Origin of the sequence: Bradyrhizobium niftali, from assembly GCF_004571025.1 — a bacterium.
GTDB lineage: Bacteria > Pseudomonadota > Alphaproteobacteria > Rhizobiales > Xanthobacteraceae > Bradyrhizobium > Bradyrhizobium niftali.
In genome coordinates this window covers 194,878-210,938 of record NZ_SPQT01000008.1, presented here as the reverse complement: position 1 = coordinate 210,938, position 16,061 = coordinate 194,878, and the positions used below count along the sequence as shown (strand labels likewise).

The window sequence follows — 16,061 nt, the reverse complement described above, 5'->3', positions numbered from 1 at the left end:
TGGCGGGGCATGACAGCGCTGCGAGTGGCTGAACTCTACGCCACGCTCTCCAGAAACGCCTCTTCCGCGGCGTGCACCGCATCAGGCGTGCCGACATGCATCCAGACGCCGTCGAGGCGCAGGCCGAACAGGCGCTCCTGCTCGTTGGCGCGGTCGAACATCTTGGTCAGCGAGAACTCGCCCTGCGGCGCATCGGCGAAGATCGAGGGCGACAGGATCGCTGCGCCGGCATAGACGAACGGAACGACCTCTTTCTCCTTGCGCTTGCGCAAGGCCCCATCGGGCAGCATGCCGTAATCGCCGCGGCCGCTATAGCCGATGCTGGTCGCCGTCGGCGCCATCAAGAGCAGGATGTCCATCCGTGCGGGATCGAAGTTTTCGGCGAGCCGCGTCAGGTTGGAGCGCACGCCGTCGATCCACAGCGTGTCGGAATTGACATGGAAGAACGGCGCGTTGCCGAGCAGCGGCAGCGCCTTGACCACGCCGCCGCCGGTGCCGAGCACCTGGTCGCGTTCGTCCGAGATGGTGACGCGCGGTTGCTGGCGCGATGCGACATGGTCGATGATCTGGTCCGGCAGGTAGTGCACATTGACCACCGCCTCGGTCACGCCGGCCTGGCCGAGCTTGTCGAGCACGTGGTCGAGCAGGGGCTGGCCCGCCACCGGCACCATCGGCTTCGGCATCTTGTCCGTCAACGGACGCATGCGCAGGCCGAACCCTGCGGCGAGCACCATGGCTTTGGTCGGTTTGACGGACATCGTTTGCCTTCTCAGACTCGTCTTTCTCAGCCTCGTGGACTCAGAACCCCTGGAATTACGCCTGAAATTACCCTTGGAATTCGCGTTCGCAGCAATCCTAGCACGGTCCTTATTCAGCCGCACCGCATCTCAACCGCCTTAACCACCCGCCGTGACGGTTGTACGACGGGTGTTGCCGTTACGCCCCGACGGATGCGGAACGGGCCTTTTTCGTCTTGTCGCCGAGCTTGAGGAAATTGACGCCGATCTGGTCGCCATTGACCCAGGCCAGCTCGCATCGCCGGTACGCGAGTCCGGTGGACGACAGCAGGAGAAAGAATTCCTTCAGATGCAGGCCTTCGACCGAACCGTCGATGGTCAGCTTGGCGCCGCTCTCGGAGACGTCTTCCATGGTGCAGTCGCGCCGCCACGTGCCGTCGATCCCCATCATCTGGGCCGGAATCCCGCGTTCGAAAACAACCCGGCTGTTGCCGCGCTGGTCCGTCTTTACCGCCATCTGTCCCGCTCCAGCCCCGCAAGTATCCGGCTGCCTCGCCGCCAGAATACCGACGTCTTGGCTAACAGCCGGTAAATCGGGCCCGAATCAGCCTTCAGGCAGCCCTTGGGGCGGCGGGACGGAGGCAAGATACCAGTCGCGCAAATGGGCGAGAGCGGGATGTGCCAGCGAACGCTGGAGATAGGTCCAGATCCGCGGCTGGTGGCGCAGATAATGCGGCTTGCCGTCGCGGCGGTTGAGCCGGGCGAAGGTGCCGAGCAGGCGGGTATTCCGCTGCGCCGACATGATGGCGTAGAGCTCGGCGAAACCGGCTGGATCGAAGCTCGCATCGGCGGCGCGGCGCGCCTTGATGTAGCGCGACAACAGCGTCAGCTCGAGATTCTCGGGCACGTCGATGCGGGCGTCCTGCAGCAGCGACACCACGTCGTAGGATTGCGGCCCCAGCACGGTGTCCTGGAAATCGATCACGCCGACGCGTTCGATGCCGGTGCGCATCCCGAGCCAGATCAAATTGGGCGAGTGAAAGTCGCGGATGATCCACGACTTCGGCGCGGCCAGCGGCTTCTTCAGCAGCTCGCGCCACATCGCAAGGAATTCCGCGCGCTTCGCCTCGCTCAGCGGCGCGTTGCGATCGGGCAGATACCACTCCAGCATCAATCCGATTTCGATCAGCATCGCCTCGGTGTCGAAGACCGGAATGGCGTAGGTCTGCCCGTCCAGCGGCAGCGTCTCCGGCAGCGTCTTGCCGTGCAGCACCGCCAGCACATCGGTCGCGGCCTCGTAACGCTCGGCGATCGGGCGCGGCGGGTCGCCTTCAATCACGCCTTCGCTGCCAAAATCCTCGGTGATGAGGAAGCCCTGGTCGAGATCGCAGTGGTGGATTGCGGGCGCGGAGATTCCTTGTGCGCGCAGGCCTTCGTCGATCGCGACGAAGGGCTTGACGTTCTCGGCGAGATGCACCGCGGCGCTGTAGGATCTTCCGTTGTAGAGCGCCGCGCCGTCGGGGCGCTGCGGGAAGTTCATGAGGATGACGATCTCGTCGTCGCGCACCAGCCGCGCGTAGGATCGGGTCGAGGCGTCGCCGGCCATGCGCCGCCGCGTCGCGTCGAGATAGCCGGATGCGTCGAGGAATTCGCGCAGCGCCTTCAGACGCGCGACCTGGGCTGCGCCCTTGCCGTAACCGGTGATGTCGGCCGCGCGCGCATTCGAGCCGAGAGCCGGACGATGCGTGAGCGCGATGTCGATGCGATCCGCGGGCATCGCCGACGGCGCGCGCTCCGGCCATTCGATCAGGACAAGCGTGGCGTCCGGCAGCGGCGACAGCCCGATCTCCTCGAGCTCGCTCTCGTCCTCGACCCGGTAGAGATCGGCATGCATGACCGGGAACGGCGGCAGCTCATAACCCTGCACCAGGGTGAAGGTCGGGCTCGGCACTTCCAGCGCGTCGTCAGCGGCGAGGTAGCGGATCATGGCGCGCGCGGCCGCGGTCTTGCCGGCGCCGAGGTCGCCGGTGAGCGTGATGACGTCGCCCGGGCCGACCAGCAGTGCGAGATCGGCCATCAGTTGCGCGGTGGCCGTCTCGTTGTGAAGCGCGACGGAGAATGTGGTTGGCGCGCTCATTCGGCGGCGTCGCGATGCGCCGCCCGGTCGGTCGGGAAGTCGCAGATCACGACCGTGCCCCTGCCCACGATCGAATCCACCCGCACCTTGCCGCCATGCAGCTCGACGAAGGAGCGCACCAGCGACAGGCCGAGCCCGGCGCCGCGGTGACGCGACCCCTGCGAGCGGCTTTCGAACCAGTTGAACACCTTGTCCTTCATGTCGGCAGGTATTCCAGGCCCGGAATCTGTCACAGTGAAGACCACACTGTGCTCGGTGCGGCGCGCGCTGAGGCCGACGGTGGAATCCTGTGGAGAAAACCCGACGGCGTTGGCGAGGAGGTTATAGAGCACCTGCACCACGCGCTTTTCGTCGCCGATGAAGCTGCCGATATCGGGCGCGATCTCGACCTTCAGGCGGATGCGGTCGGTGGCGAGCCGGTCCTGGATGCCTTCGGCCGCGAGCTCGATGGCCTTGCTGACGTCGACCGGGCCAAGTTCCAGCTTCATTGCGCCGGCGTCGATGGTGGCGAGATCGAGGATGTTGTTGGTCAGCGCCAGCAGCGCGTTGGTCGATTTGGTGACGTAGTCGAGATATTCGGCCTGCTTCGGCGTCAGCGGTCCGGTCGATGGATCGCTGAGGAAATGCGCAAAACCGATGATGGTGGTGAGCGGCGAGCGCAGCTCGTAGGAGACGTGGTGGACGAAATCCACCTTCATCTGGTCGGCGGTCTCCAGCGCCTCGTTGCGCTCGCGCAGCGCGCGCTCGACGTTTTCGGTGTCGGTGATGTCCTGGAACGTCAGCATGGTCGCGCCGTCATGCAGCGGCCGGATCATGCCGTCGAGCACGCTGCCGTCCTTGCGCTCCAGCTTCAGCGGCACGTCGGCGCGGCTCTCGATCGAGGTGACGGCCTCGCGGATCTGCCGCCAGACCACCGGGTCGTCGAACAGCTGATGGCACCAGCCTTCGACGGTCTGGATGTGCGGCTCGTCGCGCATCGCGTCGCTCGACAGCTTCCACATCCGGACGAAGGCGGGGTTGAACAGCTGCGCCTTGCCGTTGCTGCCGAACACCGCGACGCCCTCGGCGAGGCTGTCCAGCGTCTCGCGCTGGACGCGGATCATGCCGTCGAAGCGGCGGGCGAGCTCGAGGCTCTCGGTGACGTCGTCGAACAGATAGGTGACGCCGCCTTCCGGGTTCGGCGTGGTGACGACGGAGAGGGCGCGGCCGTCGGGCAGGTACCAGGTGTCCTTGGCGGCCTCGACGGCACGATACGCCTCGTGCAGCTTGGCCTTCCAGGCGCGGAAGTCGGGCTGCTCCGGCAGTTTTCGCGCGGCACGGAGCTGGTCCAGCACGCTGGAATCATCGGGATCGGCGTCGAGGAACGAGCGGTCCAGGTCCCACAGCCGGCGGTAGGAATCGTTGTAGAAGGCGAGGCGCCGCTGGCCGTCGAACACGGCGACGCCGGAGGAGAGCTGGTCGAGCGTGCGGCGATGCGCCTCCGCCATCCGCACCAGCGCCGAGCTCAGCGCATCCGCCTCGCTGGCGTCGATCGCGACGCCGACACTGCCGCTGCCGACATTGACGGCGCGCACGTCGTAGATGCGCCGCTCGCCGCCGATCACGATCGGCAGGCGGGAGGTGAAATTGGCCGCGTCCTTCAGTCCCCGTTCCATCGCGCTGCGGTCGGCGCTGTCGAGCAGCTCGAGCTTGCGCTCCTGGGCGTCTCTGAAGTTCGCAGCCTCGGTCGCACGGACATAGGCCGGGTTGGCGAAAGTGAGCGCGCCGTTCTCGCTCTTGGCCCAGATCGGCCAGGGTGCCGCGGCAGCGAAGCCGCGCAGCATCTCGGTCTCGTCGGAGAGCGCCTTGTAGCGCAGATTGGTCTCGGCCAGATCGCGGCGGAGGCCCGAGAGTTCGCGAATCCTGACAATGGCCTGGCCGCCGATGGCGCGGCCGATGGCCTCCAGCGTATGGCCATGCGCGGTGGTCAGCGTCAGCTGGAAGCCGTCACCGCGGTCGCGCAGCGCATCCACGGCGTGGTCCATCTGAAGGGCGGGTTCCGGCGGCAGCCAGGTTCCGAAGGCGAGCACGCGCTGCGGGGAAGAGTCGCGCGGCAGCACCATCGAGATGTCGCCGGAAATCTGCGCGCGATTGTCGCCGGCCGGCCAGGAGATCAGGATCTGCGGCTCGGCGAACAGCAGCGCGCCGAAGCGATCGGCCTGGAGTTGCAGTTCCCCGATCCGCGCGCGCAGCCGCGCCTCGCTCTTCGCCGTGCGCACGCGCGTGCGCATCAACAGGATCGCGGCCACCACCGAGAAGCCGAGCAGCGCGAGCGCGGTGGCGAGCACCGCGAGTTCCTGCCGGTTGAAGTCCAGCAATTCCGAGAGTGTGTCGACGAAGTCGGCGGCCTCAGCCGGCGCAGCCGGCAGCAGCGCCGCGAGAGCGCTCCCGATCAAGCCGTTGCGCACGAGCGATGTGCACGACAGCAGCGTCCGACGCATCGACACGATCACGCCTGACATAGTTGCCCCAAGATCGCACGAATTTGCGCGCGGCGACCCCCGTCGCGCGCGAATCAAACGACAATACCCTCACCGCGACTCCAGCGGTAAGAGTCCAGATCGTGAACGCAAAGGCGGTCCCACAAAAATGCCGGGTGCGCGGTTCCCGGTTCACGTGGTTCTGCGGTGATTCGGCTGAAGTTGCCGTGTGTTAGCGGCCGGTCGAGCCGAAGCCGCCGGCGCCGCGATCGGTCGCAGACAATGTCGCCACGGGAACCAGCGCGGCCTGCACCACCGGCGCGATCACCATCTGCGCGATGCGCTCGCCGCGCTTGATGACGAAGGGGGCGGCGCCGTGGTTGATCAGGATCACCTTGATCTCGCCGCGGTAGTCCGCGTCGACGGTTCCGGGCGAATTCAGCACCGTGACGCCGTGCTTGGCGGCGAGCCCCGAGCGCGGCCGCACCTGCGCCTCGTGCCCGGGCGGCAACGCGATCGCAAGTCCCGTCGGCACCAGCGCATGTTGGCCGGATGCAAGCGTCAGCGGCTCGCTGTCCGGGACCGCGGCCATGAGATCGAGGCCGGCGGCCTCCGCCGTCTGATAGGCCGGCAGCGGCAGGCCCTCGGCGTGGGCGAGCTGTTGCAGTTCGACGGTGACCTTCGTGCTCAAGATGCGGACTCCAGGGATTTGTCGGTCACGCTCCTTGCAACATGCGCGACCAGTTCGATGGCGACCTGTTCCTTGGTCATCGCCGGCCAGGAATCAACTGCAATCTCTCCATCCCTGCGACTAATCAAATGCACGGTGTTGCGGTCGCCGCCCATCACGCCGGTCGCCGGTGAGACGTCGTTGGCGACGATCCAGTCGCAGCCCTTGCGGGCAAGCTTGGATTTGGCGTTGTCGATGAGGTGCTCGGTCTCGGCGGCGAAGCCGATCACAAGCGGCGGGCGCTTGTCGGTCAGCTTCGAGATCGTGGCGAGGATGTCGGGGTTCTCGACCAGTTGAAGCGGCGGCATGCCGGCCGAGGTCTTCTTCAGCTTCTGCTCGCCTTCATTGGCGACACGCCAGTCGGCGACGGCGGCGGCAAAGATCGCGATGTCGGCGGGAAGGGCCGCCTGCACCTGCTCCAGCATCTGCCGCGCCGATTCCACATGCTTCACCGTCACGCCCTGGGGATCCCCAAGATCGACCGGGCCGCTCACCAGGATCACCTCGGCGCCGGCGGCCTGCGCGGCAGCGGCGATGGCAAAGCCCTGCTTGCCGGAGGAGCGGTTGGCGATGTAGCGCACCGGGTCGATCGGCTCGTGGGTGGGGCCCGCAGTGATCAGCACGCGCTTGCCGGCAAGGGGGCGCGGCACCGGCGGCCGCAGCAGGCGCTCGGTGGCGGCGGCGATCTCGATTGCCTCGGACATGCGGCCGATTCCGGCTTCGCCAGCTTCGGCCATCTCGCCGGAATTCGGCCCGATCAGCACCACGCCGTCGCGCTGGAGCAAGGCAACGTTGCGGCGCGTCGCCGCGTTGTTCCACATCAGCGGATTCATCGCCGGCGCCAGCAGCACCTTGCGGTTGGTCGCGAGCAGGATGGCGCTGGCGAGGTCGTCGGCATGGCCGTTCGCCATCTTGGCCATCAGGTCGGCGGTGGCGGGGGCGACCACGATCAAATCGCAGTCACGTGCCAGGCGGATATGGCCGGCGTCGAACTCGCTCTGGGGATCGAACAGGTCGGTATAGACGCGCTCATGCGAGAGGGCGCTGACCGAGAGCGGCGTGACGAATTGCTGCGCGGCCTTGGTCAGCACGCAGCGGACCTCGATGCGCCGCTCCTTCAGCCTCCGGATCAGGTCGAGCGATTTAAATGCCGCGATCCCGCCGCCTATGATCAGGGTGACGCTGGCTTCGGGAAGGGCGCCGGTGCGCTGAGACACCGGAGCGGTGGATGCCGCCGGCGGCACCGCAAACGGCGTCAGCGGCTCCTCACGGCCCTCGATCAGCTCCCGCAGGATGACCCGGACCTCTTCCTCGACGGACCTGTGGTTCTTGGCCGAACGCAGCCGCAGATAGGTTTTGACACCCTCGTCGAGCTTGCGGATGGTCAGGCTTGCCATGACACCCCTCCAGCACGGAATGATAGCGATGCTATCATTCGCATGATTGCAGTGCAATCATAGATTCCGGACGGCGATCAGGATCCCGATGAAGGTCGCGGCGATGATCCAGAGCGCCACGGTGCGCCAGCGGTTCTTGCGGCCTTCGCTGCGGCCCATCGCCGCGATGCTCTCCGGCGACAGCCGGATACCCTCCCGCGTCATGGTTTCGAGCTGCTCGAGCACGGCGACGGAGCGCTGTGCGATATCGGGCAGGCGCATCAGCACGCGGGCAAGATCGCCGCCGCCGGAAATCGCGCCCTGCACCCGGCCGATCGGTCCGAGATTGCGCTCGATCCATTCCCGCACCACGGGGTCGGCGACCTTCCAGATGTCGAGCCTGGGATCGAAGACGCGCGCGACGCCTTCGACCACCACCATGGTCTTCTGCAGCAGGATCAGCTCGGGCCGCGTCGTCATGTCGAACAGGCCGGTGACCTCGAGCAGCAGCGTCAGCAGCCGCGCCATCGAGATCTCCTCGGCGGTGCGGTTGTGGATCGGCTCGCCGATGGCGCGGATCGCTTGCGCGAAATTCTCGACCGAGTGGTGCGCTGGCACGTAGCCCGCTTCGAAATGCACCTCGGCGACGCGGCGATAATCGCGCGTGATGAAGCCGAGCAGGATTTCGGCGAGGAAACGCCGCTCCTTCATCCCGAGCCGCCCCATGATGCCGAAATCGACCGCGACGAGGCGGCCGGTATCGTCCAGGAACAAATTGCCCGGATGCATGTCGGCATGGAAGAAACCGTCGCGCAGCGCGTGGCGCAGAAAACTCTGGATCACCTTGCGGCCGAGCTCGGGCAGATCGACCTGGGCTTCTTCCAGGCGCTTGTGATCGTTCAGCGCGATGCCGTCGATCCACTCCATCGTCAGCACGTTATGCGTGGTGCGGTCCCAATCGACGGTCGGCACGCGGAAATCAGGATCGTCGCGGGTGTTCTCCGCCATCTCCGACAGCGCCGCGGCTTCCAGCCGCAGATCCATCTCCATCGCGACCGAGCGCGACATGGTGTTGATGACTTCGATGAGGCGCAGGCGCCGCGCCTCGGACGAATAGGCTTCGGCCTTGTACGCGACGAAGAAGAAATCGGAGAGATCGCGGCGGAAGCGCGAGGCGACGTTGGGCCGCAGCACCTTGACCGCGACCGACTTGGAAATGCCGTCGCGCAGGACTTCCCCGCGATGCACCTGTGCGATCGAGGCGGCGGCGACCGCCGGGCCGAAGCTCGTGAACACGTCTTTCAGCGGGCGCTCCAGCGAGGTCGCGATCGCTGCTTCCGCTTCTTCCTGCGAAAACGGCGGCAGGCGATCCTGGAGACTTTCTAGATCGCGCGCCATGATGAAGCCGACGACGTCGGGGCGCGTGGCCAGAAACTGCCCGAGCTTGAGATAGGCCGGGCCCATCCGGGTCAGCGCGCGCGACAGTCGCGGTCCGTGCTTTGGACCGCGCCGTTCGATGATGCGCGCAAGCTTCAGCGCGAGCTGCCCGGGCGGCGGCACCAGGCTCGGATCGACGGAGCCGAACACGCCCTCGCGCGCGAACACGAACGCAGCGCGCATCAGGCGCGCAGTGTGGGTGATGGCAGAAATCACAAACGCCAGCCCGAATGCAGTGCGACGATGCCGCCGGACAATATCTGCCAGTTCACGCGGGCGAAGCCGGCGTCGCGGATCATGTCGGCGAAGGCGTGGGGCTTGGGAAACTTGCGGATCGATTCGACGAGATATTGGTAGGATTCGGCATCGCCCGTGATCATGCGGCCGAGCGGCGGGATCACCTTGAACGAGAACAGGTCATAGAGCTTGTCGAGGCCGGGCATCTCGACGGTCGAGAACTCCAGGCACAGGAAGCGGCTGCCGGGCCTCAGCACGCGATAGGCCTCGCGCAGCGCAAGGTCGATCTGCGGTACGTTGCGAATGCCGAAAGCGATCGTATATGCGTCGAAGCTGCGGTCGGCAAAAGCGAGCGCCTCGGCATTGCCTTCGACGAAATCGACCTGGGTCTCGAGATGGCGCTTGGCGGCCCGCTCGCGGCCTACGGCAAGCATGTCGGAATTGATGTCGCAGACCGTGGCGTGAAAGCCGGGGCCGCCCGCCTTGGCGGCGCGGAACGAAATGTCACCGGTGCCGCCGGCGACGTCGAGCAACGCGAACGGCCGGTCGCCCCTCGGCGGATCCAGCGCGTTGATCATGATGTCCTTCCAGACCCGGTGCAGGCCGCCGGACATCAGGTCGTTCATCAGGTCATAGCGCGACGCAACGCTGTGAAACACATCGTTCACCAGCGTCTGCTTGTCCCCCAGGGGAACGTCCCTGAAGCCAAAATGCGTGGTTTCGCCCGGCCGATCCATTACTCTACTCCACGAGGCGGACCATAGCGTGCCCGCCGCAATGGCGCTATCACACCGCCCTCATAAGGTGAATGCCTGAACCATGCCTGAATTGCCCGAAGTCGAGACCGTCCGCCGCGGCCTTCAGCCCGTCATGGAGGGTGCGAAAATCGTCGTCGCGGAGGCCCGTAGGCCGGACTTGCGCTTTCCGTTCCAGCCGGATTTCGTGGCCCGGCTCCAGGGGCAGGTCGTCACCGGCCTTGGCCGCCGCGCAAAATATCTCATGGCCGATCTGGCCTCCGGCGACGTGCTCCTGATGCATCTGGGCATGTCGGGCTCGTTTCGCGTCATCAAGCCGGACAATGACGCCGCACCTGGCGAATTTCACTATCCGCGCGGCAAAGACACCACCCATGACCACGTGCTGTTTCGGATGTCCTCGGGTGCCGACATCGTCTTCAACGATCCGCGCCGCTTCGGTTGCATGAAAGTGATCGCGCGCAACGCGCTCGAAGACGAGCCGCTGCTCCGCGGTCTCGGCCCCGAGCCGCTCGGCAACGAATTCGATGCCGCGATGCTGGCGCGATCCTGCGAAGGCAAGACCACAAGCCTGAAGGCCGCGCTGCTCGACCAGCGCGTGGTGGCCGGGCTCGGCAACATCTATGTCTGCGAGGCCTTGCATCGCTCGCATCTGTCGCCGCGCCGGATCGCCGCGACGCTGTCGACCAGGAAGGGCGAGCCGACAGACCATGCGAAGAGATTGGTCGGTGCGATCCACACCGTGCTGAACGACGCCATCAAGGCCGGCGGCTCGTCACTGCGCGACCATCGCCGGACCACAGGCGAGCTCGGCTACTTCCAGCATTCGTTCAAGGTCTATGACCGCGAAGGCGAGACCTGCAAGACGCCTGCCTGCGGCGGCACGATCAAGCGCTTCAACCAGAACGGCCGTTCGACCTTCTGGTGTCGGAAATGTCAGAAGTGACGACTAAGCCCGCGGCCAAACGGCCGTGAGTCTGTGTGAGCATGACGAGCCCACCACGAGCGTCATTGCGAGCGCAGCGAAGCAATCCAGACTGTCACCGCGGAGGGATTCTGGATTGCTTCGCTGCGCTCGCAATGACGGGTGGACGGAGTCTCCCAAAAACGCGAAGCAAAGCAATCCGGCCGGGCTGGTGGCCGGATTGCTTCGTCGCTGGAGCCTTCCGGATGGTGAAGGGCCGGCTGCCGCCTGAGCGATCGCCCCGCTCAGGACGCCAGTGTCGTGGTCTCGTCCGCCGCAAGCTCGGTGGCGGCATGCAGCATGCCGTCCGTGGCCGAGATGACCTGGTCGATCAGGACATTGGTCGTGGCGCTGAGCTCGAGCCGGGTCTCGATCCACTGCCAGAGGCCGCGGATCTCGTCCGCCGACTTGCCGTTCGGCGCGAATTCGCTGACGGCGAGGCCGTTGGCGAGTGAATCCTGGTGGTCGTTGCGCATCGCGACAAGCGGACGCGCGAGCACCTCGGCGAGATCGAGCGCAGCTTCCTCGGCGAGCGTGTTGGCGGCATTGTCGATGCGCTGGCCGCGGATCGGCGTCTGGTTCAGCACGAAGCTGTAGGGCCGCTTCCAGGCGCGCGCGACGCTGAGCGTCGAGGCGGTCGCCTCGATGTCGGCGACGCTCGGGCGGGCCGGGATCAGGCAGAGATCGGAATGACGGATTGCAGCGGTGGTCGCGGCGCTGAGGCCGGCCGCGGTGTCGACGATCGCAAGCTGCAGGCCGCTGTCAGCCAGCATGTTCAGGCGAGGCCCGATGTCGGCGGCGTGATAGATCGGCTCGACCACGAGATCCTCGGTGGTGCGACGGCGCAGCCAGTTGGACAGGGTGCCCTGCGGGTCGGTCTCGATCAGGCGGACGGTGAAGCCGGCCTGCTTGGCCGCCAGCGCGAGGCCGATGGCAAGCGTGCTCTTGCCACTGCCACCCTTTTGGGTGGCCAGTACGATCGTGTGCATGGAAGAAAAATCCTTTGGAGTGCCTGGGTCAGGAATACGCCACGCGAACGTGCATCGCTTCTGGATGCTGAGCTCTTCTCGCTCAGGACGTGCCGGCCCGATCCAAAGGGATCGCGGAAGTCCGAATCAACGGCAACAATGATGGCGGAATCGGGAATGCCAGCTAATCCGTACCATTACTGGACCCGTAGTCGTACGTGCGATGTGCGCCGATGGACACGAGAGATTGTGATGGTCGCCTGGCTACTTCCGCACGCAGATGACACGGACGACGGCCGCCTTCGCATCCGTTGACGTGCCGTTCGCCGTGACGTCGTTGGCCTTCAGGAAATCGCGCACCGTCTCCGCTGAGACCATCACGGCCTGCGATGCCGGCACCGACGTCGCGGGTCCCGCCACCATCGCCGGCTTCAGCAGCGCGATGCCGGCGAATTTGCCGTCGGCGTCGATCGCGGGGCTACCGGAAAATCCGACCGCCGGTGGCGGCGACAGTGCGGAATCGCTTGATGTGACGGGCGCCAGCGCGCCCTTGACACTCGAGACCCCGGCCGCGCCGCCCTGGCTTTGCGGATCGGCGATGCCGATGACGTCGACATTCGTCTTCGCCCCGCCGCCAGCGAGGCTGAGCGGCTTCAGGCCACGTGCGCCGTAGATGTGCAAGAGCGCGAGATCGTGCTCCTTGTCCTCGGCGAGACGATCGGCGCTGCCGTAGCCGGCGATGGTGATCGCAAGACAGCTGTCGGTGACGAGACGGTCGGCGAGGATCGCGCCGTCGTCGCTGACGACGATGCCGGTGCCGTATTCGACGGTCTTGCGCGGTGCCGGTCCGGCTTGCGGTCCTGCCGGGAATGGATTGAACGCGCTCGACATCGCGATCACGACCGGCTCGACCGTGTTCTCGGTCGCCTGGTCGTAGAGGATCGTCATGATGCGGACCTCGTCGCCCTTGAAGGTGCCGCGCACGTAGAATTTCTTCAGGCCCTGGAGACCGGACAGCACGAAGAAGTCGGGTTTCACCACGGTGTAGTCGATCTTGCGGCCGGCCGGCTCCTTCTTCTCGGCGTCCGCGAGCTTTGCGGTGGTCGGGTTCGCCTCCTTGCGCCGGCTGAGCAGCACCTGCACCGTTCCGGTCGGCGAGGTCCATTTCGAGCCGTTGGCGTCGGTCGCCTGCTGCGGCACCAGCTTGCCGGGAATACCGAGCCGGGCGCCGCTGGTCGGCTCCATCACGATCTTCCAGCCGACGCTGTCCTGTTTCCGCCGCGCAGTCTCGGCAAGCGCGGCGCGCTCCTGCGGATTGAGCACACCGGTCGGCTTGCCGCCCTTGTTCTTCTGGTACTCCTTGATGGCATTGACCATGCGCTCGCTGACGTCGCCGGTGATGGCGCCGTTATATTGGCCGACCCAGGCGAGGTCGGACTGGAGCGACAGGCGTTCCGCCTGCGCCATGGCATCGGCAGTTTCCGACGGCGTCTGAAGCGCGGGCGGGCGGATCGGAACGGTCTGGACCGTCTTCGGCTTGGTGCCGGGGATCTGCGGCGTCGTCATCTGGGCGTTCGCGCCTGTGGCAGCCGCAAACATCAGTGTTGCCGCAAGCATCGATCTCATGACAAATCCAGCCAGCCCATTGAACGCAATGCCATTGAAGCACATCTCGTTGGTCGCGAACAATCTCGGGGTGGTTCAGGCCTGCTACGGGGGCCGCGAGCTCAAGTCCTCATCCTGAGGAGCGGCCTTAGGCCGCGTCTCGAAGGATGGCCCCGGGCGAGATCTGGGCCTTCATGGTTCGAGACGCGCGTTCCGCGCTCCTCACCATGAGGATCGAGAGCGAGGGCGTGGTAGGAGAGACGGACGAAGATGCTGAGCCCGGACGAACTCGAACGCTATGCCCGCCATATCGTGCTGCGCGACGTCGGCGGCCCGGGCCAGGCTGCGCTGAAGCGGGGCTCCGTGCTGGTGATCGGCGCCGGCGGGCTCGGCGCGCCCGCCTTGATGTATCTGGCCGCCGCCGGAATCGGTACGCTCGGCGTGGTCGATGACGACGTGGTGTCGCTGTCCAACCTCCAGCGCCAGGTGATCCATACGACGCCGGACATCGGCCGCCACAAGGTCGAGAGCGCGGCCGAGCGCATTTCCGCTCTCAATCCACATGTGCGCTTCGTCGGTCACGCCACCTGGCTCAACGCCGACAACGCGCTCAGCCTGATCGGCGACTACGACCTCGTGCTCGACGGCTCCGACAATTTCTCGACACGCTATCTGGTCTCGGATGCCTGCTTCTTCGCGAAGAGGCCGCTGATCACCGCGGCGCTCGGCACCTTCGACGGCTCGCTCACCACCATCCGCGCGCATGAGAAGAACGAGGCTGGCGAATTCAATCCGACCTATCGCTGCCTGTTTCCGGAGGCGCCGCCGCCCGGCACGGTGCCGGCCTGCGCCGAGGCCGGCGTCATGGGCGCCCTCGCGGGCGTGCTGGGTTCGATGATGGCGCTGGAGGCGATCCGCGAGATCGTCGGTTTCGGCGACGGCCTCGTCGGCCGCCTGCTGATGATCGATGCGCGCGCGATGCGCTTCGAGACGCTGCGCTACGCGCGCGATCCGGCCAATCCGCTCAACGGCGATGGGCCTGTGTTCGAGGATCTAAGCATCCATCGCGAGTAGGCTGCTCACATTGCCGGGCGGAGAAAGTCGCGCGCCTCGCGTCGCCTGTGCCGTCTCCGGACAGTGATCGGGACGGGCCCGAATCGACACTTGCAAGTGTCTCTCTTCGTGATTGAATTCGCGTCGCCGCAAGGCAAATGGTTATTTCAGATTGGAGATTGCTATGAAGTACATCTCGAGCTGGAAACTGCCGCCAAGCCTGATCGACTCCGCGATCGAGAAATTCCTGAAGACAGGGGGCGCGCCACCGGAAGGCGTGAAGATGCTCGGCCGCTGGCACGGAATGAATGGGACGGGTTTTGCCATTTCGGAGAGCAACGACCCCAAGGCCATGTACCAATGGTACGCCCAATGGGCCAACGTCATGGAGATCACTGTGACCCCATGCGTGGAAGACGCCGAAGCCGGCCCGATCCTGGCCGCCTTGGCAAAGCAGTGACTGGCTCGGAGCGGCCGCGGTATGCCGGCCGCTCCGTTCAAGTCTGCGAGCCTCGGCGCACAGCGCCTCAGAGCATGCTCGGCAGCACGCGATCCGGCGGCTTGTGCGCGTCGAGGAAGGTGCGGATGTTGATGATCACCTTCTCGCCCATCTCGACGCGGCCTTCGATCGTGGCCGAGCCCATGTGCGGCAGCAGCGTCACCTTGCCGGCCTTGGCGAGCCGCACCAGTTTGGGATTCACCGCGGGCTCGTGCTCGTAGACGTCGAGGCCGGCGCCGCCGATCTCGCCGGCTTCGATCAGCTTGATCAGCGTGTCCTCGTCGGTGACCTCGCCGCGCGCGGTGTTGACGATGTAGGCGTCCTTGCGGATCAGCTTCAGCCGCCGCGCCGAGAGCAGGTGATAGGTCGCCGGCGTATGCGGACAGTTCACCGAGAGGATGTCCATCCGCGCCAGCATCTGGTCGAGGCTTTCCCAATAGGTCGCGCCAAGCTCTTCGGCGATCTTCGGCGCGACGGGACGGCGGTTGTGGTAGTGGATCTGCAGGCCGAAGGCGCGGGCGCGGCGCGCCACCGCCTGGCCGATGCGGCCCATGCCGATGATGCCGAGACGCTTTCCGCCGATGCGGTGGCCGAGCATCCAGGTCGGCGACCAGCCGGCCCAGGGTTTTCCTTCCGTCATGATCGATGCGCCTTCGATCAGCCGGCGCGGCACGGCCAGGATCAGCGCCATGGTCATGTCGGCGGTGTCTTCGGTCAAAACCTTCGGCGTGTTGGTGACGGTGATGCCGCGGGCATGTGCAGCCTCGACGTCGATATTGTCGACGCCGTTGCCGAAATTCGCGATCAGGCGGAGCTTGCAGTCCGGCTGGTTGACGATGTCGGCGGTGATGTGGTCGGTGACGGTCGGAACCAGCACGTCGGCGGTGCGCGCGGCTTCCGCGATCTGCTCGGGCGACATCGGCGTGTCGTCGAGATTGATCCGCGCGTCGAACAGCTCGCGCATCCGCGTCTCGATCGAATCCGGCAGCTTGCGCGTCACCACGACGAGGGGCTTTTTCTTCACCGACATGTCCTGCTCTCATGAAGCGTCGCAAGCCCGCCTCTGTCGCCAAAGGCTGGCCGTTCAGGCCTCATTAACCCGGT

Annotated in this window: 14 protein-coding genes; 3 read left to right on the top strand and 11 right to left on the bottom strand. The window is 65.9% G+C overall.

Features of this window, described 5'->3' with window-relative positions; translation table 11 throughout:
- Positions 1-35: 35 nt before the first annotated feature.
- The 8 genes from E4K65_RS17130 to ubiE all read right to left on the bottom strand — a co-directional run bounded on the left by E4K65_RS17130 (position 36) and on the right by ubiE (position 9,850).
- Positions 36-758 carry a nucleotidyltransferase family protein gene (locus E4K65_RS17130; RefSeq protein ID WP_027546847.1) on the bottom strand — a complete coding sequence of 241 codons (723 nt, stop codon included), beginning with the start codon at positions 756-758 and terminating at the stop codon, positions 36-38.
- 178 nt (positions 759-936) lie between these two features.
- Positions 937-1,254, bottom strand: a complete 318-nt coding sequence (locus tag E4K65_RS17125; protein WP_135175173.1) for a PilZ domain-containing protein — start codon at positions 1,252-1,254, stop codon at positions 937-939.
- 87 nt (positions 1,255-1,341) lie between these two features.
- The gene (tsaE, locus tag E4K65_RS17120; protein WP_135175172.1) at positions 1,342-2,874 is read right to left on the bottom strand and encodes a tRNA (adenosine(37)-N6)-threonylcarbamoyltransferase complex ATPase subunit type 1 TsaE; all 1,533 of its coding nucleotides are present in this window, start codon (positions 2,872-2,874) and stop codon (positions 1,342-1,344) included.
- On the bottom strand, positions 2,871-5,375 hold the full coding sequence (locus tag E4K65_RS17115) for a sensor histidine kinase (protein WP_135175171.1): 2,505 nt from the start codon (positions 5,373-5,375) through the stop codon (positions 2,871-2,873). The genes tsaE and E4K65_RS17115 overlap by 4 nt, the downstream gene beginning before the upstream one ends.
- 190 nt (positions 5,376-5,565) lie before the next feature.
- A complete protein-coding gene (dut, locus tag E4K65_RS17110; protein ID WP_135175170.1) occupies positions 5,566-6,024 on the bottom strand; it encodes a dUTP diphosphatase in 459 nt (152 codons plus the stop codon).
- Positions 6,021-7,460 carry a bifunctional phosphopantothenoylcysteine decarboxylase/phosphopantothenate--cysteine ligase CoaBC gene (gene coaBC, locus E4K65_RS17105; protein ID WP_135175169.1) on the bottom strand — a complete coding sequence of 480 codons (1,440 nt, stop codon included), beginning with the start codon at positions 7,458-7,460 and terminating at the stop codon, positions 6,021-6,023. The genes dut and coaBC overlap by 4 nt, the downstream gene beginning before the upstream one ends.
- A gap of 57 nt (positions 7,461-7,517) precedes the next feature.
- A complete protein-coding gene (gene ubiB, locus E4K65_RS17100) occupies positions 7,518-9,092 on the bottom strand; it encodes a 2-polyprenylphenol 6-hydroxylase (protein ID WP_135175168.1) in 1,575 nt (524 codons plus the stop codon).
- A complete protein-coding gene (gene ubiE / locus E4K65_RS17095; RefSeq protein ID WP_027546840.1) occupies positions 9,089-9,850 on the bottom strand; it encodes a bifunctional demethylmenaquinone methyltransferase/2-methoxy-6-polyprenyl-1,4-benzoquinol methylase UbiE in 762 nt (253 codons plus the stop codon). Before ubiE ends, ubiB begins: the two co-directional genes overlap by 4 nt.
- An 82-nt stretch (positions 9,851-9,932) precedes the next feature.
- Here ubiE and mutM point away from each other — a divergent pair, with 82 nt between their 5' ends.
- The gene (gene mutM / locus E4K65_RS17090; protein WP_135175167.1) at positions 9,933-10,814 is read left to right on the top strand and encodes a bifunctional DNA-formamidopyrimidine glycosylase/DNA-(apurinic or apyrimidinic site) lyase; all 882 of its coding nucleotides are present in this window, start codon (positions 9,933-9,935) and stop codon (positions 10,812-10,814) included.
- Positions 10,815-11,077: 263 nt separating this feature from the next.
- Here the strand turns inward: mutM and E4K65_RS17085 are convergent, their stop codons facing one another.
- Positions 11,078-11,821 carry a ParA family protein gene (locus E4K65_RS17085; protein ID WP_135175166.1) on the bottom strand — a complete coding sequence of 248 codons (744 nt, stop codon included), beginning with the start codon at positions 11,819-11,821 and terminating at the stop codon, positions 11,078-11,080.
- A gap of 243 nt (positions 11,822-12,064) precedes the next feature.
- Positions 12,065-13,426 carry a serine protease gene (locus tag E4K65_RS17080; RefSeq protein ID WP_167770876.1) on the bottom strand — a complete coding sequence of 454 codons (1,362 nt, stop codon included), beginning with the start codon at positions 13,424-13,426 and terminating at the stop codon, positions 12,065-12,067.
- A gap of 249 nt (positions 13,427-13,675) precedes the next feature.
- Between E4K65_RS17080 and E4K65_RS17075 the strand changes: the two genes are divergently transcribed.
- Positions 13,676-14,479: a HesA/MoeB/ThiF family protein gene (locus E4K65_RS17075; protein ID WP_027546836.1), complete on the top strand. Its 804-nt coding sequence runs from the start codon at positions 13,676-13,678 to the stop codon at positions 14,477-14,479.
- Between the two features lie 163 nt (positions 14,480-14,642).
- Complete coding sequence (locus E4K65_RS17070; protein WP_135175165.1) at positions 14,643-14,918, top strand: DUF3303 domain-containing protein; 276 nt, start codon at positions 14,643-14,645, stop codon at positions 14,916-14,918.
- A gap of 67 nt (positions 14,919-14,985) precedes the next feature.
- Here the strand turns inward: E4K65_RS17070 and E4K65_RS17065 are convergent, their stop codons facing one another.
- Positions 14,986-15,987: a 2-hydroxyacid dehydrogenase gene (locus E4K65_RS17065; protein ID WP_027546835.1), complete on the bottom strand. Its 1,002-nt coding sequence runs from the start codon at positions 15,985-15,987 to the stop codon at positions 14,986-14,988.
- Positions 15,988-16,061 lie beyond the last annotated feature (74 nt).